The organism is Streptomyces sp. NPDC006544 (genome assembly GCF_040611715.1).
Taxonomy (GTDB): Bacteria; Actinomycetota; Actinomycetes; order Streptomycetales; family Streptomycetaceae; genus Streptomyces.
In genome coordinates, this window is record NZ_JBEXOV010000005.1 from 142,170 (window position 1) to 165,389 (window position 23,220).

The following is a 23,220-nucleotide window of genomic DNA, read 5'->3' on the forward strand; positions in this document are numbered from 1 at the left end:
GGGCACGATCTCCAGCACGCCCCGGCCGTCGAGGCGGACGTTGTCGGTCGAGTCGGTCATGCTCTCGACCTCCCCGGTGCCCCACTGGGGCGCGGGGCAGCCCGGATAGCACGTTCCGATGTCGTGCTGCCAGTTGGCCTCGGACGGGCGAGTGCCTGCGGGTCCGTCGAAGTCGTCCCGCAGCAGCCGGGTCCACCCTGCTCCATCCGCCGCCCCCGGCGCGCCCGGCGCCCCCGGCGTCGTGGACGAGGACGGAGCAGGCAGCGCCCCGGCTTCCGTGAACAGGCGCTCGAGCCGGGGCGTCAGGACGACGGCCGCGACATTGGTCAGGTGGGCGTCGTCCCGGTAGAGCAGGATGCGGTCCAGCACGGCCGGGCAGGTCGGGCCGTCCCCGGGGCACAGGACCGGATTCACGCTAACGCCGAGTACGCCGGGCAGTGCGCCGGAGGCGATCCGTCGCGCCAGCGGATCGGGCTGCCGGGCGCTCGCACGGCTGAACGCGCAGGCGTCCGGCGCCTCGGGGCTGCCGGAGACGCACGCCGGGACGTCCGTGCCGGGCACGGGGGTGTCCTCGACGTAGACGATCGGCGCGCCGGTCGCCCGCAGCGGTTCGAGCGTCTTCTCCCAGGCCTCCGACAGGAGTTCGGTGTCCGCGGTGTAGCGGTTGAGCGAGGAGATCACGATGAGGCGCGGCCTCGGCTGCTGCCGCAGCCGGTCCAGGGTGTCGGCCCGCCACGTGTCGCACTCCCGGTACGCGCGGCCGAGCTGTGGGCTGTCCACGGCCAGTTGGGGCAGCGGGCAGCCCTGTTTCACGAACTCCTGCAGCGCCCAGCCCCGTTGTGCGGCCATGGCGAGCACCGCGGAGAACCACTGGCCGGCGTGCGAGTCGCCGAGCAGGACGATCCGGTCGGGGCTGTCCACCGCGCCGAACAGGCAGTCCGGGCTGCGCGTCACGGCCGGTTCGACCTCGCAGGCCCCGTCGGGCGGGAAGTCCTTGCGGGCCTGGGCGGGGCCGGGTACCACCGGGCCGTCCTCGAGCGGTGCCGCGGCGGTCCGGTCGAGCAGGTGCGGGCCTGAGGCGGCGCCCGGGGGCAGGCCGCCCGGCTCGACCGGCGTGTCCGGACCCAGCAGGTTCAGTGTCGTCGTGCCGACCACGAGCGCCAGTACGAGGGGCAGCACGACGGCGGTGACACCCACCGACAGGCCGCGGCGCGGGAGTTCGGAGACGGTGCGGCTGCGGCGCAGCGGCTGCTCGACCCAGCGCATGGTGGCGTAGGCGGGCAGTGCGGCGGCCAGGGTGAGCGCGGCCTTCACCGGCCAGCCCTGGGGGCCGTAGCGGGCCTCGGCGAGGACGAGCACCGGCCAGTGCCACAGGTAGAGGTTGTAGGAGAGGCGTCCCACCGCCCGCGGCGCCCGGCCCGCCAGTAGCCGGCCGACCCCGTAGGTGCCCGTCGCGCCGTGCTCGCCCCGGCCGGGTATCGCGGCGAGGATGACGGCCGCGGTGGCCAGGGTCGGCACGAGCGCCGCGACACCGGGGTACGGGGTGGAGGCGTCGTACGTCACCACGCACCAGACGATCGCCGATGCCCCGGCCCAGCCGCACAGCAGCCGCAGGGGCCGGGGGCCGCGCACGAGGTGCCAGGGCAGCAGGGCGAGCAGGGCGCCCACGCCCAACTGCCAGACGCGCGAGGGCGTCGCGAGGTAGGCCAGCGAGGCCGAGTGCTCGGTCCAGCGCAGGGACAGCGCGAACGACGCGAGGACCAGCGGCAGGGCGGCCAGGGCCACGGCGGAGCGGACCGCGCGGCCGCGGCGTACCGTTCGGGCCGCACCCAGCACGATCAGGGCCAGCAGGGGTGCCCAGAGCAGGTAGAACTGCTCCTCCACGGCGAGGGACCAGAAGTGCAGGAGCGGGCTCTGGTCGTGGCCGGCCGCGAGGTAGTCGGTCTGCCGGGCGACGAAACGCCAGTTGGCGGCGGAGAGCGCGGCCGCGACGACGTCGTGCTCGAGGTCCGCGCGGCGCAGGGGAACGGTCAGCCAGGCTCCGGCCACGGCCACCGCGCCGAGCACGACGGCGGCGGACGGCAGGAGCCTTCGCGCGCGTCGGGAGAAGAAGTCCAGCAGCCGGATCCGCCCGGTGGTGACCGCCTCCCGGACGAGGAGGCCGCTGATGAGGTAGCCGGAGACGACGAAGAAGACGTCCACGCCGACGAAGCCGCCCGCGAGTCCGGGGATCTCGGCGTGGAAGGCGAGGACGGCGAGGACGGCGACGGCGCGCAGTCCCTCGATGTCGGGACGGAAGGCGGAGCGGTGGGGGCTGGGTCCGGACTCGCCGCCGGAGCGCGACGGGGCCGTCGGGGGGCCGGGAGGCGGGGGTTCGGTGCGCCCTCGGTGCCGGCGCGGGCCGGGTGCCATGGGGTACGGCATAGCGGTGAAGCCTTTCAACTCAGCCAGGGGAGCATCGGGTCGACCCACCCGGATGCGAGCAGGCCGGTGAGCAGGAGGACCGCCGAGGCGGCCAGGGTCTCCGGCCAGCGGCGGGGCAGCAGGCCGGTGCGGGGGCGCGCGAAGGTCCGTACGCGGGTGGTGCCCGGGCGGGCGGGGGCGGCCGGTGCCGGGAGAGCGCCGGCCGCGGTGGCGTGGCCCGCGGCGACGGGACGGGGGGTCGTCGCCGGGCGCAGCTCGGTGATCAGATCGCGGATCAGCGGGCCGTTGATCTGGCACTGCACCAGGAAGTAGAGGAGCAGGCCCCAGTTGGGTTCCCATCCGTTGCGGGCGACGGCCAGCGCGAGACCCGCGGCGGCGGCCCCGTTGGAGAGGACGAGCCACAGCAGCGACCCGCCCACCACCCGGCGGGCCATCCCGCCCCGGGGGGCGGAGCTGCGGGTACCGGTGGGTACCCAGTCGGCGCTGCGGCCCCGCAGGGTGTGCAGGAAGGCCGTGGCGGCGGCGACGCTCGTCAGGACGTTCGCCCGGATCACCTCGATCCGCCAGCGGGTCCTGCTGATGCGGGGCAGCAGCACGTGCCACAGCCACAGGGGGGCGAGCAGCGGGAGGACGTGCCAGGGCCGGATGTCGTCGGGATACCAGAACATCATCACCAGCGGCGGCAGCGGCGCCGCGAAGGTGTTCACGGCGGCGGCCAGGTATCCGACGATGCCCTCGTAGAAGCACAGCCTCATCCGCCAGGGCGCGCCCATGCGTCGCAGTACGGGGGTGCCGAGCAGGTGGAGGTTGCCCATCGCCCACCGGTACTGCTGGTTGACGAAGGAGGTGACCGCGTCGGGGGAGGTGCCCTTGGCGACCAGCACGGGTACGTACAGGGTGCGGAACCCCTGGGCGTGGAGGGCGAGTCCGGTGTACAGGTCCTCGCTGTGGTCGAGGCGGGCGAAGCCGCCCGCCAGGTCGATGGCGCTGCGCCGGTAGACGGCGTTGCTGCCGCAGCAGATGGCGGCGTCGCTCGCGTCCCGGGACGGCTGGATCCAGCGGAAGAACCACTCCTGGGCGGAGCCCGCCGCCCGCTGGATCCAGCCCATGGTCTCGTCGGTGTCGAAGCACTGCGGGCTCTGGACGATGCCCACGGCGGGGTCGGCCAGATAGGGGACGAGGTGACGCAGGAAGTCCGCCCGGGGTGCGAAGTCGGCGTCGAGGATGGCGATGAACTCGGCGCCGCTCAGGGTCAGCGCGTGGTTGAGGTTGCCGGCCTTCTTCAGGTGGCCCCGGTCCGGGCGCACCACGTACTCGTAGCCGTACGAGGCCGCCAGCGCGGCGACTTCGGGCCGGTCGGCGTCGTCCAGGACCCATGTGGTCAGGGCGCCGGGCCAGTCGACGGCCGCGACGGCGCGGTAGGCGTTGGCCAGGACGGGGAGCGGTTCGCCGCAGGTCGGCAAGTACAGGTCCACGCTGGGCAGTCGGGCGGGTTGCCAGGCGTGGACGAGTACTTCGTGCGAGGGCCGGGTCAGTCGGCGCTGGCGCAGGCTGTTCACCGAGGAGAGGGCGAGGGCGACGACGTTGAGCGCCAGGACGGCGAGGAAGGCCCACAGGGCAGGGGTGCGCAGCGCGAAGGTGAACATGGTCGCCGCGGTGAAAACGAAGGCGAGCGAGGTGCTGACGAGGACCCAGCGTCGTTGCGGGCCGAAGTACCAGTAGAGCTCGTCGTCGGAAGGAGGTTGCGGAAGATGATGAAAGGTCATAAAGCCCCCCACGGCTGTTTTTGTGTGCCCGTGTCAGGTGGCCACCTTAGCGCCAAAGGTATAGACCATTTGTTGCGGGACGATCAACAGGTGTCATCCAAAATGGAGTTGGCGCGCCTGAAGTGGTCCAGACCTCTCGGCTGTCCATTCGACCCGCACTCCCTCTGCCTGCCGGGAAGGCGCAGGTCACGCGCGGGTGAACAGACCGGAAAGACTTGTGCGGCCCGGCTGCGCGGCGCGCCGCCCGCCCCCGTGCCGGCCCTCCCGGCGCGCGGTGGCCGAAGATCTCCGGGCGCACCGATCACGCATGGGTATTTCCACCGCCGTGCCCTATAGTCCGGCCGGGCCGCAGCCCCGCGCTGTAGCCGGTGCGTAACCATCAGTGAAACGGGGAGCGTTGTGAGTACACAGTCGGGAATCAGGTCGGCGCTGGTGGCAGTGGGCCTTGCCGTGGCGACGGGCGCGACCGCCGTGCCGGCGGCCACCGCCGTCGAACCCGCACCAGCGGCATCGCACGCGGCGACCCAGGCCGCGATCGACACCCTCAAGACCAGCCACGGTGCGCCCGGTTCGGGAGCCGTGGTCCGCGACGGCGACGCCATGTGGAGCGTGTCCAGCGGCACTCGGGCGATCAACCAGAACCTGCCCTTCGGCCCCGACCACAAGGTGAAGGTCGGCAGCCTGACCAAGACGTTCACCGCCGCCGTCGTCATGCAGCTGGTCGCCGAGCAGAAGGTCGACCTGAACGCCTCCGTCGAGACGTACCTGCCGGGCGTCGTGCGGGGCAACGGCTACGACGGGAACGCCGTCAGCGTCCGTCAGCTGCTCAACCACACCAGCGGGATCTACGACTACCTCGAGGCGAAGCAGGCCAACCTGTGGGACTTCATGGTGGTCCAGCAGAACAGGACCCACACGCTGGCCGAGTTGGCCTCCTGGGGCCTCGCGAAGCCGCCGTACTTCGCCCCGGGCGCGGGCTACCACTACTCCGGAACGAACTACATGCTGCTCGGCATGATCATCGAGAAGGTCACCGGCAACCCCTACGGCCAGGAGGTCAACTCCCGCATCGTCACCCCGCTCGGCCTGACCAACACCTACCTTCCGGCGCCGGGCGACCCGACCCTGCCCCCGGGTCACGTGCGCGGGAACCTCGACCTCGGCCTCATCTGGATCGACGTGACGGACCGGGTCGAGCCGAGCATCGGCCTCTCCGGCGGCGGACTGGTCACCAGCGGAGCCGATGCCACCCGGTTCTTCCAAGCCCTCATGTCCGGCCAGGTGGTGCCGCCCGCACAACTGGCCGAGATGATCACCCCCACCAACGCCCCGGGCAGCAGCGCCCCGGACTACGGCCTCGGCCTGGACAAGTTCACCCTCCCCTGCGGTGGTGAGGCCTGGGGGCACTACGGCATCTGGCCCGGTTACCAGACCATCGCGGCGGCCACCAAGGACGGCCGGGCGGCCTTCGTCGAGGTCAACAACCTCGGCGTGAACGACCTCGACGCCATGGCGGGCAGCGGCAGCGGCGGCGGCGTCAACCGGAGCGTCACGCTGGTCGAAGCGCTCTGCGACAAGAGCTGACCGTGCCGCACTCCGAGGCCGGCGCCACCGTGCCGGCCTCGGAGGAGGCGTCCACAGGTTTTGCGGCGCGGCAAAGAGGAAAGCCGTCCCATGCGTCGTGGTTCCGTATCCGTGCGGAGGGAGACCGAGGCCGTGAGCCTTCAACGGACGGCCCACCACGACGCACCAAAGACCACGACGACGCACCAAAGACCACGACGCACCGAGGGACCGGTGCCCGGGGCGGACGGGCCTGCGGGGGGTACGTTCCCGCAGGCCCCTTCACGTGCTGCGCGTGGCCGCTCAGGCCGTCGTACGGCGACGGCGGCCGGTGCCGGCCACCAGGGCCGCACCCATGGCCAGTGCCAGACCGGCGCCTCCGAGCGCCCAACTGGTGGCCGCGTCGGCGCCGGTGGCGGCGAGCTCGCCGCCGGCCTCGGTGAGGGTGCCGGTGTGGCCGGTGCTGCCCGTGTCGCTGATCGGCGTGGTGGTGCCGCCGTTCGGGCCGGGCCGGTTGCCGGTGTTCGCGTCCGGGGCGGCGGCCAGGATCTTCACCAGGACGGGGCGGCTGACGCTCCCGATGTTCGAGCCGATCTCGAGGACCGTACCGGAGGCCCGGAACTGCGCGTAGCCGAGCGGGGCGTCGGCGGTGAACCGGATGCGCAGCTTGACGTCGAAGACCTTGCCCGCGGGGATGGGGCCGCCGGCGAGGTGGTTGACGACGTAGAAGCCGTCGTTGTAGCCGAGTTCCGCGCGCTCCCAGCCGTTCTTGCCGTAGACCTCGACCTCCAGCTGCTCGCCTTCCATCGAGACCCAGTCGGGCCGGGCGAGGCTGAAGTACAGGTGGAAGTCGTTCAGGGCCGGCTTGCCGGTGTTGTCGACGTGGACGGTGAGGTCCTGCCAGGCCCCGCCCACCGCGAGGCCGTCGGGCAGGCCGCCGATGGTGAGCTCGGGGCCTTCGGTGACGACGGGCTGGTCGTTGTGGGGGGTCGCGCCGGTGATGCTGGTGTTGTACCAGGTCGTGGGTGAGGCGTTGATCTTGCCGTCGGTGCGGCTCGTGCCGTCGGAGGTGAGGTCGAAGGGGACGACCGGGGTGTCCGCGGCGAAGCTGATGCGCACGTCGACGGTGTGGACGGCGTCGACGGCCAAGGATGCGGTCGTGCCGAGCCGGTAGACGAGCCCGGGGCCGTACTGCGGGCCGTGGACCGGCTTCGCCGGCTGCCAGGAGACGGATCCGTCCCCGGCGGTGACCCGGTGCTCGACCTTGACCTGCGAGGCCTTGATCTTGCCGTCCCACTGCATGACGGAGATCTCGGGGGTGTAGTTCGGAACGGCGACGTGGCCGGAGTTGTCGACCTGTACGGTCAGCGCCGTCCAGTTGCCGTCGGCCTTGAAACCGGTCTGCGGGATCCCCCGCACACTGACGTCGGGGCCCATGAGGATTCCGGTGGACGGCTCCTCGTCGGGGTCCTCGGCCGGGGTGTCCGCGGCGTCCTTCGCCGGGGCCCGGACGGCCGGGGGTGCGGGCGTGTGGGCGGCCGGCGGCTGCGGGACGGCCGGCGGTGCCACCAGGGGCCCGCCGGCCGGCGACTCGGCCGGAGTGCCGGTGGTGGCGGGCTTCTCCGCCTCCGTCGTCGGTACGGCGGCCGGCGCCGTGTCGTCCTTCGGCTCGGCGTCCGGCACGGTCACGGCCGACTGCTCGTGCTCCTCGGCCATCGCGGGCGTGGTCAGCAGGACCGGGCCGACAACGGCCGCGGCCGCGACGGCGGCGATGCGCTTGATCTTCACTTCTGGATCCCCCTCCAATTTGAACATGATCAGATTAGAAGGCCTGACGGGACGTGTGTTCGAAAATCGGATCACGGGTGGGACAAGACTTCCGGACGCCCCCGCTCCGTGCCGCCGCCCGCTACCCCGGCCGCCGGACGACTGCCGCGTCCCCTTCCCCCAGGCGAGGAATGCCGGTGCCGGCGCCGCCGGGCGTTGTCAGTGCCCTGGGAGAGGATCATCCCCATGACGATCCTTACCGCCGATGAGGCGCCGTTCAGCCTGCCCGGTCTGTCCAGCCACGCCGACTACACCGCCGCCCTCCAGCAGCTGCGCGAGGCGTCCCGGGCGTACTACGGCGGCGAGGACGGACTGCTCGACGACGCCGCCTACGACGGCCTGCGCCTGGCCGTGCTCGCCTGGGAGGCGGAGCATCCGGACGAGGTCGCCCAGGGTTCCCCGACCGGCCTGGTCGGGGACGGAGCCGCCCCCGTGGGCGACGTGGCGCACACGACCCGGCTGCTCAGCCTCGACAACGTCTTCGATCCCGACGGCCTTCTCGCCTGGGGAGCGTCGCTCACGCGCCGCCTGGGCCACGAGCCCGCGGGCGGGTTCACCGTCGAGCCGAAGATGGACGGCGCCGCCGTCGCCGCCCGGTACCGCGCCGGACGGCTCGAGCAGATCATCACCCGCGGCGACGGCACGCACGGCGAGGACGTCAGCCACGTCATCGGCACCATCGACGGCCTGCCCGCGCAACTGCCCGTACCCGCCACCTTCGAGGTGCGCGGCGAAGTCCTCTTCACCCAGCAGCAGTTCGAGACCGCGAACGAGACGCGTACCGCGCACGGCGCGCAGGTCTTCGCGAACCCGCGCAACGGCACCGCCGGCACCCTGCGGGCGAAGGACCGTCCGTACCGGCTCGAGATGACCTTCTGGGCGTACGGGGTGGTCGAGCTCGACGACGTCGTCCTCGCGCCCCCCGGCGCGACGCACGCGCAGGCCCTGGCCGCCGTCGCCCGGGCGGGAGTGCGGACCACGGCCGATACGCCCGCCGGTCTGCACGTGGTGGCCACCCTCGCCGAGGCGCAGCAGAAGGTCGACGAGATCGCCGCGCTGCGCGCCGGTCTCCCGTTCGGCATCGACGGGGTCGTGATCAAGGCCGACGACGCGGCCGAGCAGGCGGCGGCCGGGTTCGGAAGCAGGTTCCCGTACTGGGCGATCGCCTTCAAGCTCCCGGCCGTGGAGCGGCAGACCGTGCTGAAGGACGTGGTCTGGGACGTGGGCCGTACCGGCGTGCTCGCCCCGACGGCGATCCTCGAACCGGTGGACATCGACGGATCCACGGTCACCCGGGCCACCCTCCACAACCCCGCGGACATACGCCGCCGCGACCTCCACCTCGGGGACACCGTGACGGTGTACAAGGCGGGCGACATCATCCCCCGTGTCCAGGCCGCCGTCATCGGCCGCCGCCCGGAGGGCGCGCCCGAGGTACCGCTGCCCACGGCCTGCCCCCACTGCGGTGGAGAGATCGACAAGAGCCAGGAGCGGTGGCGGTGCGCGAAGGGATCGGCGTGCGCGCTGCCCGCGCTGATCGAGTACGCCGCCGGTCGCGACATGCTCGACATCGACGGCCTCGGCAGGACGTACGTCAAGGCCCTCATCGAGTCGGGTGACGTCACCGATGTCGCCGACCTGTTCACCCTCACCGAGGAGCAGCTCACCACCGCCTCCGGGAGCACCAAGCGCGGAGCGAAGCTGGCCGAACAGATCGCCGCGGCCAAGTCCCGCCCGCTCAGCCGCGTGTTCTGCGCGTTGGGCGTGCTCGGCACCGGGCGCAGCATGTCCCGGCGCATCGCCGCCCACTTCGGCACGATGGAGGCCGTCCGCCAGGCCGATGCCGCCGCGATGCAGGAGGTCGACGGCATCGGCGGGGAGAAGGCGCCGGTCATCGTCGAACAGCTCGTCTCCCTCGCCCCGGTCATCGACAAGCTGATCGCGGCCGGGGTCAACATGGAGGAGCCGCAGCAGCCGGAAACGGGGGGCGGGGGCCCGCTGGCGGGCAAGACCGTCGTCGTCACCGGCAAGATGAGCGGCCCGCTGGCGAGCGCGGGGCGCTCGGAGATGAACGCGCTGATCGAGAAGGCCGGCGGCACGCCGGGCAGCAGCGTCAACTCCAAGACCACGTACCTGGTCTGCGCGCCGTCCGCGAGCGGGAAGCCGAGCTCCAAGGCCGTCAAGGCCACGGAGCTGGGCGTCACGGTGCTCACCCCGGAGGCCTTCGCCGAACTCGTCACCGAGTACCTGGGCTGACCGCTGCGAGCGCCGCCCGCCGACCACCGGGGAGCTTGCCCGTGAGGCCGGACGGGGGAACGGGTGGCGCCCGGGGGACGCCGGGGCCGGTGTCGTGGCCGGGAGGGGCGGCGGGGGCGATGAGGATCGGGATGTGGGCTTCCTCGTGCCGGTCCTCTTCGCGCTGTTCGCGGCGCTCAGCAACGCCCTCGCGACCGTCCTCCAGCGGCGCGTCGCTCTCACCGTGCCGCAGAGCGACGGCTTCCGCTTCGGACTGGTCCTCGACCTGGTGCGGCGGCCGCTGTGGCTGGGCGGGATCCTGGCGGTGATCGCGGCCGGCGTCGGGCAGGCCGTGGCGCTGGCCACGGGCGCGCTGGCCCTCGTACAGCCCCTGTTCGTCCTCGAGCTGCCGCTCGCGCTCCTGATCGCCTCGCTGGTGGGGCGGAGCCGGCTGCCGGGGCCGGTGTGGCTCGCCGTCGGGGGAGTGGTGGCCGGGCTCGGCGTCGTGCTGGTGGCCGCGTCGCCGGCGGGGAACCGGACGTACGTTCCGGTGGACCGGTGGGTCCTGGCGTCGGCGGCCTGCGCGGCGGCGGTGGCCGTGCTGGGCGTCATCGGACTGCGACGCCGGCCCGGCCGGATGCGGGCCGGCTGTCTCGGCGCGGCCACCGCCGTCTGCTACGCGCTGACCGCCGCCCTGATGAAGTCGGCCGTGCACGTACTCGACGAGGACGGCATCGGTGCCTTCCTGAGCACGTGGGAGACCTACGCCTTCGCCGCGAGCGGCATCGGCGCCCTCCTCTTCCTGGAACACGCCATGCAGGGCGGCCCGCTGGTCGCCTCGCAGCCCGCGCTGACCCTCGGCGACGCGGGCGTGAGCGTCGCGCTGGGCGTGCTGCTGTACGAGGAACACCTCCGGACCCACTGGTGGGTGCTGCCACAGCTGCTGGGACTGTCCCTGATCTACGCCGGCGTACTCGCCCTGGCCAGGGCAGGCGCGGCGGCCGGGGCCGACGCACCGTGAGATACGGCATCGGCATCGGCATCGGCCACGGAGGCGCCGCCCTCCGTGGCCGGCCAGAGCGCCGCTTTCAAGGACACGACCGCTCGGGCCTGCCCGGGCCACGTTGCCGGCGTCGCCCAGGCCCACGAGCCCGCGGGGACGCCCGCCGCGGAGCCCGCGACGCGGCGTACGGGTCCCGCGAGCGCACGTACACTCGGCCCATGAACCGCACACGCGCCACGGGGGAGTGCCTGCCGCAGGCCGCCCCTGCAACGCGCGCGGCCTGCGCGGCCCGGACGGGCGTCAGCCCCCGGACCGCCGCCGACGGCCAGGCCCCCACGGTCGGCCGCGGCGTCCTGCACGGCCACGGCTAGCGATTCCCCGCCGCGCCCAGGGCCCGGCCCCCCACACCACCTTCCCGCACCACCTCTCGCGACTGCCACCCGCTCCGACGGCCCGGCCCGGTCCCATCGCCGTGCCCGACCGATCACCGAGCCCGGCGCCGTCGCCGCTGGGGGCGAGGCCCCCCCACGCACCACCACCGCGGTCCCGACGTTCCGTCGGCGCCGCTACCAGGCGAGGGCCGCACGCAGGGCCGTAGCCGCCTTCGAAGGGACCACCGTGAAACTGAGCGGTTTGCTGACCGGCCATGAGCACTACGTCATCCAGGGCGACGCCGAATCCACGGGGATCACCGCGGGAACCACCTTCGACGTCGACCGGGTGGTGCCGGGCTCGCTCTTCATCGCGGTACCGGGCCACCGCGGAGGCGGCCCCGCCTCCATCGGTGCGGCGCTCGCCCGCGGGGCCGCCGCGGTACTCGTCGACGCGGAGGGAGCCGCCGCCGCGCCCCCAGGGCGGGAGCTGGTGCCCGAGGTGTGCCTCGTTCGGGTGTCCGACACCCGCAAGGCCGCTGCGGTCGTCTCCTCCCGCTACTTCGGCGAACCGGGCCGCCACATGGACATGGTGGCCATCACCGGGACCAACGGGAAGACCTCCATCTCCTCCATGGTCGAGTCCCTGCTGAGGATCTCCGAGGGCGCCTCGGTGGGCGTGATCGGAACGGCGGGCAGCCGGATCGGCGACGAGATGATCCCGATGCCGCCCTCGGCGCTGACCACACCGGAGTCGCCCGACCTGCAGTACCTCCTGGGCCGCATGCGGGACCGGGGCACCGGCAGCGTGGTGCTGGAGGCCACCTCGATGGCCCTGCAGACGTACCGCATGGACAGGACGTTCGTCGACGTCGGCGTCTTCACCAACCTGACCCAGGACCACCTGGACGACCACGGCACGATGGCCAGCTACACGGACGCCAAACTGCGGCTGTTCCAGGGGCTGTGCCGGCACGCCGTGGTCAACGTGGACGACGCAGTGGGGGCCGGGATCCGGACGATGATGCCGGGTGCGGTGACGACCTACGGCCTCGACGCACAGGCCGACTTCCGGGCCACCGGCCTCGTCGCCGACGCCTCGGGCACGCGCTTCACACTGCACCACGCGGGCAGGGACTACCCCGCGTCGATCCCGGTCCCGGGCCGGTTCTCGGTGTCCAACGCGCTGGCGGCCGTGGCGGCCTGCCGGGTCCTGGGGCACGACCTGGACGGACTGGTCTCCGCGCTCGCGAAGATGCCGCTCGTACCGGGCCGCTTCGAGCGCTTCGTGACCCCCGGCGGCACGGCGGTGATCGTGGACTACGCGCACTCGCCCGACTCCCTCGACAAGGTCCTCACCGCCATCCGCGGCTTCACCCGCGGCCGCGTCATCACCGTCTTCGGCTGCGGCGGCGACCGGGACACCACCAAGCGCGCCGAAATGGGCCGGATCGCCGGCACCCACTCGGACCTGTGCGTCCTGACCTCGGACAACCCCCGCACCGAGGACCCCGAGGCGATCCTGGACCAGATCGCCCCCGCCATCGAGGCCACCGGAACGCCGTACGAGCGCTGCGCCGACCGACGGCGCGCCATCGAGATCGCGCTGGCCGAGGCCCGGCCCGAGGACGTCGTCCTGATCGCCGGCAAGGGCAGCGAGCCGCACCAGATCGTGGGTGAGGAACTGCTCCCGTTCAGCGACATGGCGACCGTACGCGACCTCGTCGCCCGGCCGGCTTCTTCCTGAAGACGGAGTCGCGGGACGGCTGACCCGAGCGGGGCGTGATCTGCCCCGCGCCCCGGGCCACTCTGGGATGCTGAACCCGGCGGAGAGGCGTAGCGGGGTCGAGGTGCACCGACTTCCCGGGTGACCGGGGCGGGGACCCCGCCGCCACGGGAGGGAGAGCGAGAGGGAGAGGGGTATGCCGGTGGTCGCCAGCGCGGGGGTGGCCGGTCAGGGGGTCGAGGCGACCCGGTTGGGTGACCGGTGGCGGGTGACGCGGCCGTGGCCCGCGCGGCTGCGCCCCTTCGTGCACAGCTACGCCGGCTACTGGGAGGCGGCGGCCTCGCCCTACCGGGTGCGGCTGGTACCCACGGGCCGGGCCGTCGTGGTGATCAGCCTGGGCGAGCCGTTCGCCCGGATCCGCCGCCTGGGGGACCGGGGCCCGGACAGCACGGTGACCGGATCGCTGGCTGCGGGGCTGGAGGACGGGTACCGGGTGTGTGACCACCCCGGCGGCCAGGAGGCGATCCGGCTCGAGTTGACCCCGCTGGGTGCCTTCCGGCTGTTCGCCGTACCGATGAGCGAGCTGACCAACAGGGTGGTCGAACTCGGCGACGTCCTCGGACCGGAGGCCGGAGTGCTGGTGGAGCGGCTGGAAACCACCAGCGACTGGGGAGCCAGGTTCGACCTGCTGGACCTCGCGTTGGCCGCCCGCCTGGAGCGCGGTCCGCTCCCCGCGCCCGAGGTGAGTCACGCCTGGAACCTGCTGTCGCGCGCGGGCGGGGCGATCCCGGTCGGCCGGATCGCGGCCGAAGTGGGCTGGAGCCAGGGACACCTGGTCCGCAGGTTCACCGAACAGGTCGGTCTGACGCCCAAGGCCTCCGCCCGGGTGCTGCGCTTCCACCGGGCCGTCAGACTGCTCACCCGCGACGGTGCGCATCCCACCGACGTGGCCGCCGCCTGCGGGTTCTACGACCAGGCGCACCTCAACCGCGAGTTCCGGGCCCTGGGCGGGACCACCCCCGGCCAGATGGCCGCCGCCCGCGTGGCGGAGGGAGCCCTCGCCCTCTGAGGGCCGAGGTCAAATTTGTCCAAGCCAGGCCCTGCCGCGCGTCGATAGTGTCGCGGCTCGGAGTCGATCAGGCACCCGAGCACGGGGGGACGCCCCGGCCGCGAGAAGAGAGATCTTCGACCGGCCGGGGCGGACCGGGCGACGGCAGACCTGACCCGGACCTGACCCGGAGGGGAGTGTTCGATGGAAGAACTGCTGCGCATCCTCGTAGGCGGAGCGATCACAGGCGGACTGATCGGTCTCGCGGGGGCCTTCGGCCGGCGCAACCGCAGGCGTCGCGGGGGCGGTGACGCGAACGGCCGCTGACGTCCCCCGCGGCCCTGGGCGGGTCAGGACCCGCGCGCGCCGGGGCGGGTCAGGACGCGGGGCGGCGCGCACGCACGGGGTGGGTCAGGTCCTGCTGGCCCCCCGAGGGCAGCATTCGGAGCTCGCCCTGGTCGCTGATCTCGGCACGGATGATCCCGGTCTCGTCCACGTAGACCGGATGGCCGCCCGGACCCGTCTGCGGGGTCCGCGTGACGACGACGACGTCCGTGCCCTCGGGATCGGACTCCGTCCTGTCGAACACCAGCTCGTACCGGTCCTCCCGGTCATCGCCCACGGTGTACCTCCACCTCCCAGTCGCGCGGCCCGCCCGCGGCGCGCCGCGTACCAAAGTGCCCCATGAGTCCCGTCGCCGGGACGCACCACGCGGTACCGGCGCCCCGACGGGTGAACGTTCCGGGCGGCCGGGCTGGCCCGGCCCGGCTCAGGGGCGGAAGCGCAGCGGGTGGTCGGCCGGCACCTCCACCACGGCGATGTGCACGCCGTCCGGGTCCGCGATCCACATCTCGATCAGGCCCCAGGGCTCGCGCAGCGGAGGCCGCAGCACCTCCGCGCCCCGGTCGCGCAGTTCCTCGTGGGCGGCCTGCACGTCGGCGACCTGGAGCCACAGCCGCAGTCCGGGAGCGGGCGGCGCCTCGGAGCGTCCGGACACCTCGAGGAAGCCACCGCCGAGGAAGTAGACGGTGCCGCGCTCGGGGCCCGTCCCGAACTCCCGGTAGACGGCGAGACCCAGAACCTCTCCGTAGAAGGCGCGCGAGCGCTCGGGATCGGTGGGGCGGAGCAGGATCCGGCTGCCCAGTACGTGCGTCATGGCCCTACCTTCCCCCACCCGGGGCCCGGCGACCATCCGGATCAGGCGTCGAGGGCCGCCAGGACGCGGTCCGGGGTGAGGGGCAGTTCGCGGATCCGGCGGCCGGTCGCATGGTGGAAGGCATTGCCGATGGCAGCCGCCGTACCGACGATGCCGATCTCGCCGATGCCCTTGCTTCCCATCGGGTTGAGGTGCTTGTCGTGCTCGTCCAGCCAGTGCACCTCGATGTCCGGCACATCGGCGTGAGCGGGGACGTGGTACGAGGCGAGGTCGTTCTCGGTGAAGTCCCCGAAGGCGGGGTCCATGGTGCTGTGTTCGGTGAGGGCCATGCCCAGTCCCATGACCATGCCCCCGACGAGCTGGGAACGGGCGGTCACCGGGTTGAGGATGCGGCCCGCGGCGAAGACGCCGAGGAGGCGCCGGACCCGGACCTCGCCGGTGACGGTGTCGGCCTGCACCTGCGCGAAGTGCGCGCCGAACGCGTGCCGCGCGTACGGGGACTTCTGCTTGGCGGAGGCCGTCGTATCGGCCGGGACGGACACCCCGGCCCGCGGGATCGGTCCCGTGCGGCGCTCGAGGAGCCCGACGAGGCTCGTGCAGGCGTCGTGGACCGCCCAGCCCCAGGAGGCGGTGCCCGAGGAGCCTCCGGCCACCGAGCCCTGCGGCAGCGACGAGTGCCCGATCTCCACCGCCACGCGGTCCAGGGGGACCCGCAGCGCGTCGGCGGCGATCTGCGCCAGTACGGTGCGGGCGCCGGTACCGAGGTCGGTGGCATTGGTCTGTACGAGGTAGGTGCCGTCGGGGAGGGCGTGCGCCCGCGCCGAGGAGGGGCCGGCGTACACCGGGTACGTGGCGGCGGCGACCCCGGTGCCGATCAGCAGCGGGCCCTCCCGGCGGGGTGTGCGCTGCGCGGCCCAGCCGAACCGGGTGGCGCCCTCGCGCAGGCAGTCCACCAGGTGGCGGCTGCTGAACGGGCGGCCGCTGTCGGGCTCGGCGCCGGGCTCGTTGCGCACGCGCAGCTCGACGGGGTCGATGCCGAGGGCGCAGGCCAGCTCGTCCATGGCCGATTCCAGGGCGTACATGCCCGGGCACTCACCGGGGGCCCGCATCCAGGACGGCGTGGGCACGTCGAGGGGGACGACACGGTGGGTGGTGAGGAGGGCGGGCGCGGCGTACATGACGCGGGCGGGGACGGCGGCCTGTTCGACGAACTCGCGGACGCGGGAGGTGTGGGTGGTGACCTCGTGGGCCATCGCGGTGAGCGTGCCGTCGGTACGGGCGCCCAGGCGCACCCGGTGCAGGGTGGGCGCGCGGTGGCCGACGACGGCCGCGAGATGGCGCCGGGGCAGGGCGACGGTGACGGGCCGGCCGGTGTGCCGTGCGGCCATCACGGCGAGGACCACGTGCTGGCGGGGGGTGCCCTTGCAGCCGAAGGCGCCGCCGACGTGCTCGGACACCACCGTCACGCCGTCCTCGGGCAGCGCGAAGAGGGAGGCCAGGGTGGAGCGTACGAGGCCGGACCCCTGGCTGGAGTCGTACACGGTGAGGGTGCCGGGACCGGCGTCGCCGCCGGGCTCCCAGAGGGCGGTGGCGGCGTGCGGTTCCATGGGGTGGTTGTGCAGCGGCGGCACGGCGTACGCGCAGTCCACCCGGACCGGCGCCCCGGCGAACGCGGCGGCCGCGTCGCCCTGTTCGCGGTGGGCCGGATAGCCGCCGTTGGCCAGCTCGGGGGTGTAGGCGGCCGGATGGCCCGCGTGCAGGACGGAGTCGTGGGGCTCGCTGTCGTAGGTGACGCGGACGGCCGCGGCGGCCTCCCGGGCGGTCTCCAGGGTCTCGGCCACGACCAGGGCCACGTACCAGCCGCGGTGGGGCACTTCGGCGTCCTGGAGCACGAGGAGGGTGGGGTCGTCGGCGGGGCCGAGCCGGGGCGCGTCGGAGGGGGTGAGGACGGCGAGGACGCCGGGCAGCGCGAGCGCGTCGCCGGTGTCGACGGCGGTGACGCGCCCGCGGGCCACGGTGGCGGGCACCGGCCATCCGTACACCCGCCCCGCCGGGGCGTGCTCGGCCGCGTAGAGCGCCCTGCCGGCGGCCTTGTCCGGTCCCTCGCGGCGGGTGGCGGGGCGGCCGAGGGCGGGCGCCGGGGCGGCGGGGCTGGAATCCATGGCGGGTCCTCGCGATCCGGGACGGGGGTGGGCGGAGGGTGAGGTGGCGGGCCGCTCAGGAGCGGGGGCCGTGGGTGTCGGGGGTGTCGGCGGCCGGGTCCTGCGCCGCCAGGGAGTTCAGCACGTCGCAGGCGAGATTGCGGGCGAGGGGCACCTTGAAGGCGTTGTCGCGCAGCGGCTCCGCCCGGGCGAGCTCGGCCTCCACGGCCGCGCGTACGGCGCTCTCCGTGGGCGCGGAGCCCAGCAGCCGCTCCTCGGCGGTGGTGGCGCGCCAGGGCCGGTGGGCGAGCCCGCCGAAGGCGAGCGCGACGTGGCGTACGCGGCCCTCGGCGATGTCGAGGACGGCGGCGACGGAGGCGAGCGCGAAGGCGTACGAGGCGCGGTCGCGGGCCTTGCGGTAGCGCGAGGGGAGCCCGGCGGACTCCGGCGGGAGTGTGACGGCGGTGACGATCTCGCCGGGCTCCACCACGGTGTCCCGTTCGGGCTGGTCGCCCGGCAGGCGGTGGAACGCGGTCACCGGCAGCGTGCGGGCGCCGCTCGGTCCCTGGAGCTCCACGGCCGCGTCGAGCACGGCGAGGGCCACGGCCATGTCGGACGGATGGGTGGCGATGCAGTGCGCGGAGTGCCCGAGGACCGCGTGGTCGCGGTGGACCCCGTCGCGTGCGCCGCAGCCGGTGCCGGGCTCCCGCTTGTTGCAGGGCTTCGCCGCGTCCTGGAAGTAGGGGCAGCGGGTGCGCTGGAGGAGGTTGCCGCCGGTGGTGGCGGCATTGCGCAGCTGGGCCGAGGCGCCGGCCAGGAGCGCCTGGGACAGGGCGGGATAGCGCGCGCGGACGAGGGGGTGGAGCGCGAGGTCGCTGTTGCGGACCCCGGATCCGATGCGCAGGCCCCCGGCCGCGGTCTCCTCGACGGAGGCGAGGGGCAGCCCGGTGAGGTCGACGAGGGTGTCGGGGGTCTCGACCCCGAGCTTCATGAGGTCCACCAGGTTGGTGCCGCCGCCGAGGTAACGGGAGCCGGGCCGCGCGCCGTGTGCGGCGACGGCCTCCGGGAGGCTGGTGGCGCGTACGTACGCGAACGGCTTCACGCGCTCGCCTGCCCGGCAGCGGGAGCCGCGGCCGGCGCGGCGTCCGAGGCGGGGGCGGTGGCCGGAGCCGCGACGGAGCCCGCGTCCGGCGCCGAGTCCGGGGCCGCGTCCCGAGAGGCCGACGCGACGTCCTGGACGGCGTCCACGATGCGGGGGTAGGCGCCGCACCGGCACAGGTTGCCGCTCATCGCCTCGGCGATACCGGTGCGGCTGAGGTCCGCGGTCTCCGGGTCGGCGGCGGCCTCGGCGAGCAGGCCGGCGGCGGAGCAGAGCTGGCCCGGTGTGCAGTAACCGCACTGGAGGGCGTCCCGGTGCACGAAGGCCTCCTGCAGGGGGTGCGCTCCCCCGGCCGCGCCCGCCAGCCCTTCGACGGTGGTGACCCGGGTGCCGTCCTGGGCGACGGCGAGCAGCAGGCAGCTGTTGACGCGTCGCCCGTCGACGAGGACGGTGCAGGCGCCGCACTGGCCGTGGTCGCAGCCCTTCTTGGCGCCGGTCAGGCCGAGGTGCTCCCGCAGCAGGTCCAGGAGCGTGACGCGGTGGTCCACGTCGCGCTCGTGCGGCCGGCCGTTCACGTGCAGAGCGACGCGGGATCTGGTCTCCCGGCTTGGATGCGGCACGGCTTCCCCTTTGTCCTGGAGTGTGGAGGTCCCTCCCTTCGGATAACCGGTCGGAGCGGATCTCACACCTGGGGTGCGGCAAGCGGGTGCGCCGGCCCCGCGGGTGCCGTCCGGCGGAGAGGCGGGCGGAGCGTCCGGCGGCGGTGTCAGTGGCGCGCCGTACGATCCGGGGATGCGAGCCTCAGGAACGTTCGAAGTCGCCGGTTTCACGCCGGCGCCGGTGCGGGGCACCGAGATCGGGACGGCGCTCCCCGTCGGCGTCGCCACGATGGACAAGACGTACGAGGGGGAGGTCGCGGGGCGTTCGGCCACCTTGTTCACCGCCGCTTTCGACCAGTCCACCGGCGTGGGGACGTATGTCGCGATGGAGTCCTTCGAGGGGACGCTCCACGGGCGGGCGGGCGCCTTCAACTTCGCGCACGGCGCGACGACCCTGGGCGGGGGAAGGGAGCGGGAGTTCTTCACCATCGTGCCGGGCAGCGGAACGGGTGCGCTGGCCGGGATCACGGGCGCCGGCGGCCTCACGGTCGACGCGGACGGCACCCACCGGATCTGGTTCGACTACGAGCCGGGCGAGTAGCCCGCGGGGGTCACGGGCGGAGCGGCCGCCGGACGGAACCTACGGCCCCGGCCGGATCAGGCGGCGGACGGACTCGACCACCGTCTCGCGGTGGCGTGCCACCCGCTCCGCGGGCCAGGCCGCCTCCGGGCCGCCCGGGGCCACGCCGCCGACGGTTCCCGTCCACGCCTGGGCCAGGCCCATCACCAGGGTGAGCAGGTCCGCCGGATCGAGTCCGGGATCGATCAGACCCGCCGCCTGGGCCCGCCGCACCGCGTCGATCTTGCCGCGGTAGGACTCGGCCTCGGCGTCGGTGGTGGCGGGCCGCTCCAGCTGCTTCCACTGCACGATCCGCATCAGATCCGGTCGCGCCACCAGGTGGTCGAAGATCGCCGCCGTGTATCCGGGCAGGTCCTCCGCGTCGAAGGGGACCGACTCCGATCCCGTCTCCAGGGCGCGCTGCAGCACGGCGTCGAAGAGCTGCTCCTTGTTGCCGTAGTAGACGTAGATGAGCCGTTTGTTCGCCCGGGCGGCCTCCGCGATGCGGTCGACCCGCGCGCCGGCGATGCCGTACGCGGCGAACTCGGAGAAGGCGGCGTCGAGGAGCCGTGCCTTCGTTGCGCTGGAATCCCGTGCCATGACGGGCAGCCTAGCAAGTAACTATCTAGTTATTGACATCTCCCGCAGGCGTGCCGCAGACTCGAACTATCCAGTTAGTTACTTACGACGAACTGACTCACCACCTCACCCCACGGAGGGCATCATGGAGATCCGCGCACTGGGCGGCCAAGGACTGCGGGTCGGCGCCGAGGGCCTCGGCCTGATGGGCATGAGTGCCCACTACGGAGCCACCGACGAGACCGAATCGCTCGCCACCATCGACCGCGCCCTCGAGCTCGGCGTGACCCTGCTCGACACCGCGGAAGGCTACGGACCCTTCCGCAACGAGCAGCTCCTCGGCAAGGCCCTCGCCGGTCGCCGCGACGCCGCCGTCGTCGCCACGAAGACCGGCATCGAGTTCACCGACGAAGGCGCCCCCCTGGGCCACAACGCCAGCCCCGAGTACATCCGCCGCGCCGCCGACCGGTCCCTGCGCCACCTGGGCACCGACCACATCGACCTGTACTACCTCCACCGCGTCGACCCGGACGTGCCGATCGAGGAGAGCATCGGCGCCATGGCCGAGCTGGTCGCCTCCGGCAAGGTCGGTCACCTCGGCATCTGCGAGGCCGCCGCGCCCACCATCGCCCGCGCCCACGCCGTCCACCCGCTGGCCGCCGTGCAGACCGAGTACAGCCTCTTCGAGCGCGGGATCGAGCACGACGGAGTCATGGACACCCTGCGCGAGCTCGGGATCGGCCTCGTCGCCTACTCCCCGCTCGGCCGCGGCTTCCTCTCCGGAGCCGTGACCAGCCCGGACGACTTCGCCGCCGACGACTTCCGCCGGACGGACCCCCGTTTCCAGGGCGAGAACTTCGACCGCAACCTGGCCGTCGTCGACCGGGTCCGCCACCTCGCCGCCGAGAAGGGGGTCACCCCCTCGCAGCTGGCGCTCGCCTGGACGCTGCGCATGGGAGCCGTGCCGATCCCCGGGACCAAGCGCCGCCGCTACCTGGAGGAGAACGTCGCCGCGACCACGCTCACGCTCACCGACGCCGACCTGGCCTCCCTCGACGCCGTCGCCCCGCACGGCGTGGTCTCGGGGGACCGGTACGCGCCCGAGCTCATGACCTCGCTGAACGGCTGACGCGGCCGGGCCCTCCGCCGAGGGTCCTTCGCCGAGGATCCCTCGCCGGGAACCCTTCCGGAGATTTCCGGAGCCGCCCCCGACAGCGGCGCGCGTGATGCAGAGTGGTCGTCCGTACCGCCCTCGCGTCCGACAGCACCACCGGACCCGGACCCCTGGAGCCGCGCTGTGGCCACGACCTCGCAAACGCCGGGGGCGGCGCCCGTCGACCCGCCCGCCGTCCGGATCGAACGCGAGGGACCCGTCCGTACGGTGATCCTCAGCCGCCCGGGTGTCCGCAACGCGGTGGACGGCCCGACGGCAGCCCAACTGGCGGACGCCTTCCGTGCCTTCGAGGAGGACGAGGACGCCTCCGTCGCCGTGTTGTGGGGCGAGGGCGGTACGTTCTGCGCGGGCGCGGACCTCAAGGCCGTCGGCGGCGACCGGGGCAACCGGGTGGCGGCCGAGGGCGACGGCCCCATGGGCCCCACCCGGCTGCGCCTGACCAAACCGGTGATCGCCGCGATCAGCGGCCACGCGGTGGCGGGCGGCCTCGAACTGGCCCTGTGGTGCGACATGCGGGTGGCCGAGGAGGACGCGACGTTCGGGGTGTTCTGCCGTCGCTGGGGCGTCCCGCTGATCGACGGCGGTACGGTGCGGCTGCCGCGCCTGATCGGTGAGAGCCGCGCGATGGACCTCATCCTCACGGGGCGGCCCGTCACCGCCGCCGAGGCGTACGGGATCGGCCTCGTCAACCGCCTCGTCCCGCCCGGGGAAGCCCGCCGGGCGGCGGAGCGGCTCGCGCACGAGATCGCCGGGTTCCCGCAGTTGTGTCTGCGGCACGACCGGCTCTCGGTGAGGGAACAGCACGGGCTGGACGAGCGGGAGGCCCTGGCCGCCGAGTACCGGCACGGTCTCGTCCCGCTCACCGCGGGGGAGACCCGCGCCGGAGCCGAGCGGTTCGCGGGCGGCGCCGGCCGTCACGGCGCCTTCACCGGCTGAGCCGCACACCTGCGCGAGGTTCCGGCCGCGTCAGCCCACCGGCCTCCCGCGAACCCTCCGGCCTCTCGCGGCGAGCCGGGCAGCCGCGCCGTCCGCCGTACGGGGCGCGGCCGATCCCGGGATTCCGCCCGGTCAGGACGCGCTGCCGCGGAAGGCCGTGGCGTGCAAGCTCGTGCCGCAGAGCGCGAACCGACCGCCGTCGTCGGGCGCCAGCTGGAGCCCGCCGCCTCCCACGCCCAGCACGATCGAGGGTGCGGCGCTCGGCTGGGCGCCGGAGGCGCAGTACCCGTCGGCTTCGCCGAGCACCGGGGTGAAGGTGAGCTGGGTCGAAGCCCGGTCGCCGACCTCCAGGCGCACGGCGCGCGCGGGGCCCTGCCGGATGACGACCAGGGGCTTGTTGTGGTCCGGGGAGCCCTGCCCGGCGAGCGCGACCGTGGGGTATCCCTTCAGGACGCACGCCTTCGGGCCGTCGTTGATCACGGTGATCCGGACCTGGTCGAAGCCTGTCCGCTCCGCGCTGTTCGCGATGAGCTGCCTGCCCGCGCAAGGCGCGGCGGCCGCCCGTAGCCCGCCGGTCTCCTGTGCGGAGGCAGCCGGAGCCGCGCCCAGGAAGAGGCCACAGGCCAGGGCCCCCGCCGGGAGCCCGAGGGAGCGGGCCCTCAGACACCGCCTCGCCGTGCCGTCCCGCTTCGTGCGCTTCATGGGGTCTCCTCACGGTGGGTCGGACGCCCGCGCCCCCCGGCCGCTCACTACCGCGCTCCCCGCCCCCGTCGGCGCCTCCCCCTCAGCGTGGCACCACCCTGGGCCGACAGCATGCGTACCGCGCTGACCTGGCGGTTTCGGCCGCCCGGTCTGAATACGGGGGGCCTTTTACGTGGGGTTTACGGGTGTGTCAAGTCCCGAGTTTCCGGAACGTGACCGGGTCGGGGGCGGCGGGGCTTACTGGTGATGCGG

General features: G+C 73.6%; 20 protein-coding genes. 10 read left to right on the forward strand and 10 right to left on the reverse strand.

All coding sequences use genetic code 11. From position 1 onward, the window contains the following. Both ABZY44_RS04310 and ABZY44_RS04315 read right to left on the reverse strand, forming a co-directional pair. Positions 1-2,424: SGNH hydrolase domain-containing protein (locus tag ABZY44_RS04310; protein WP_356650053.1), on the reverse strand; the 2,424-nt coding region annotated here is incomplete at its 3' end. A gap of 14 nt (positions 2,425-2,438) precedes the next feature. Beyond that, complete coding sequence (locus ABZY44_RS04315) at positions 2,439-4,190, reverse strand: cellulose synthase catalytic subunit (protein ID WP_356650054.1); 1,752 nt, start codon at positions 4,188-4,190, stop codon at positions 2,439-2,441. 432 nt (positions 4,191-4,622) lie between these two features. Here ABZY44_RS04315 and ABZY44_RS04320 point away from each other — a divergent pair, with 432 nt between their 5' ends. After that, positions 4,623-5,774, forward strand: coding sequence for a serine hydrolase domain-containing protein (locus tag ABZY44_RS04320; RefSeq protein WP_356650055.1), 1,152 nt, complete (start codon positions 4,623-4,625; stop codon positions 5,772-5,774). 282 nt (positions 5,775-6,056) lie between these two features. Here ABZY44_RS04320 and ABZY44_RS04325 read toward each other — a convergent pair whose 3' ends face one another. Next, complete coding sequence (locus ABZY44_RS04325; protein WP_356650056.1) at positions 6,057-7,568, reverse strand: hypothetical protein; 1,512 nt, start codon at positions 7,566-7,568, stop codon at positions 6,057-6,059. A gap of 198 nt (positions 7,569-7,766) precedes the next feature. Between ABZY44_RS04325 and ligA the strand changes: the two genes are divergently transcribed. The 6 genes from ligA (at position 7,767) to ABZY44_RS04355 (ending at position 14,290) form a co-directional block, all read left to right on the forward strand. After that, entirely contained in the window at positions 7,767-9,836 is a 2,070-nt protein-coding gene (gene ligA / locus ABZY44_RS04330; RefSeq protein WP_356650057.1) for an NAD-dependent DNA ligase LigA, read from the forward strand. Positions 9,837-9,969: 133 nt separating this feature from the next. Then, a complete protein-coding gene (locus ABZY44_RS04335; RefSeq protein ID WP_356650058.1) occupies positions 9,970-10,836 on the forward strand; it encodes a DMT family transporter in 867 nt (288 codons plus the stop codon). 200 nt (positions 10,837-11,036) lie between these two features. Continuing rightward, on the forward strand, positions 11,037-11,189 hold the full coding sequence (locus ABZY44_RS04340; RefSeq protein ID WP_356650059.1) for a hypothetical protein: 153 nt from the start codon (positions 11,037-11,039) through the stop codon (positions 11,187-11,189). A gap of 247 nt (positions 11,190-11,436) precedes the next feature. Next, positions 11,437-12,936, forward strand: a complete 1,500-nt coding sequence (locus ABZY44_RS04345; RefSeq protein WP_356650060.1) for a UDP-N-acetylmuramoyl-L-alanyl-D-glutamate--2,6-diaminopimelate ligase — start codon at positions 11,437-11,439, stop codon at positions 12,934-12,936. Between the two features lie 175 nt (positions 12,937-13,111). After that, positions 13,112-13,984 carry an AraC family transcriptional regulator gene (locus ABZY44_RS04350; RefSeq protein WP_356650061.1) on the forward strand — a complete coding sequence of 291 codons (873 nt, stop codon included), beginning with the start codon at positions 13,112-13,114 and terminating at the stop codon, positions 13,982-13,984. Positions 13,985-14,167: 183 nt separating this feature from the next. Next, positions 14,168-14,290: a hypothetical protein gene (locus tag ABZY44_RS04355; protein WP_356650062.1), complete on the forward strand. Its 123-nt coding sequence runs from the start codon at positions 14,168-14,170 to the stop codon at positions 14,288-14,290. A gap of 49 nt (positions 14,291-14,339) precedes the next feature. Here the strand turns inward: ABZY44_RS04355 and ABZY44_RS04360 are convergent, their stop codons facing one another. The 5 genes from ABZY44_RS04360 to ABZY44_RS04380 form a co-directional block, all read right to left on the reverse strand. Then, entirely contained in the window at positions 14,340-14,585 is a 246-nt protein-coding gene (locus ABZY44_RS04360) for a DUF6296 family protein (RefSeq protein WP_356650063.1), read from the reverse strand. Positions 14,586-14,732: 147 nt separating this feature from the next. Continuing rightward, on the reverse strand, positions 14,733-15,119 hold the full coding sequence (locus ABZY44_RS04365; protein WP_356650064.1) for a VOC family protein: 387 nt from the start codon (positions 15,117-15,119) through the stop codon (positions 14,733-14,735). A 41-nt stretch (positions 15,120-15,160) separates the two neighbouring features. Next, complete coding sequence (locus ABZY44_RS04370; RefSeq protein ID WP_356650065.1) at positions 15,161-17,281, reverse strand: xanthine dehydrogenase family protein molybdopterin-binding subunit; 2,121 nt, start codon at positions 17,279-17,281, stop codon at positions 15,161-15,163. 55 nt (positions 17,282-17,336) lie between these two features. Continuing rightward, positions 17,337-18,362 carry a xanthine dehydrogenase family protein subunit M gene (locus tag ABZY44_RS04375; RefSeq protein WP_356650066.1) on the reverse strand — a complete coding sequence of 342 codons (1,026 nt, stop codon included), beginning with the start codon at positions 18,360-18,362 and terminating at the stop codon, positions 17,337-17,339. Next, positions 18,359-18,940 (reverse strand): (2Fe-2S)-binding protein, encoded by a 582-nt coding sequence (locus tag ABZY44_RS04380; RefSeq protein ID WP_356650078.1) that lies wholly within the window; start codon positions 18,938-18,940, stop codon positions 18,359-18,361. Before ABZY44_RS04380 ends, ABZY44_RS04375 begins: the two co-directional genes overlap by 4 nt. Positions 18,941-19,151: 211 nt before the next feature. Here ABZY44_RS04380 and ABZY44_RS04385 point away from each other — a divergent pair, with 211 nt between their 5' ends. Next, positions 19,152-19,559, forward strand: coding sequence for a DUF3224 domain-containing protein (locus ABZY44_RS04385; RefSeq protein ID WP_356650067.1), 408 nt, complete (start codon positions 19,152-19,154; stop codon positions 19,557-19,559). 39 nt (positions 19,560-19,598) lie between these two features. On the opposite strand, the gene ABZY44_RS04390 is transcribed toward ABZY44_RS04385, so the two are convergent. Further along, complete coding sequence (locus ABZY44_RS04390; protein ID WP_356650068.1) at positions 19,599-20,177, reverse strand: TetR family transcriptional regulator; 579 nt, start codon at positions 20,175-20,177, stop codon at positions 19,599-19,601. A gap of 124 nt (positions 20,178-20,301) precedes the next feature. Here ABZY44_RS04390 and ABZY44_RS04395 point away from each other — a divergent pair, with 124 nt between their 5' ends. Then, positions 20,302-21,285, forward strand: coding sequence for an aldo/keto reductase (locus tag ABZY44_RS04395; RefSeq protein WP_356650069.1), 984 nt, complete (start codon positions 20,302-20,304; stop codon positions 21,283-21,285). 168 nt (positions 21,286-21,453) lie between these two features. After that, positions 21,454-22,266, forward strand: coding sequence for a crotonase/enoyl-CoA hydratase family protein (locus ABZY44_RS04400; RefSeq protein WP_356650070.1), 813 nt, complete (start codon positions 21,454-21,456; stop codon positions 22,264-22,266). A 132-nt stretch (positions 22,267-22,398) separates the two neighbouring features. Here ABZY44_RS04400 and ABZY44_RS04405 read toward each other — a convergent pair whose 3' ends face one another. Further along, positions 22,399-22,968 (reverse strand): DUF4232 domain-containing protein, encoded by a 570-nt coding sequence (locus ABZY44_RS04405; protein ID WP_356650071.1) that lies wholly within the window; start codon positions 22,966-22,968, stop codon positions 22,399-22,401. Positions 22,969-23,220: the final 252 nt, after the last annotated feature.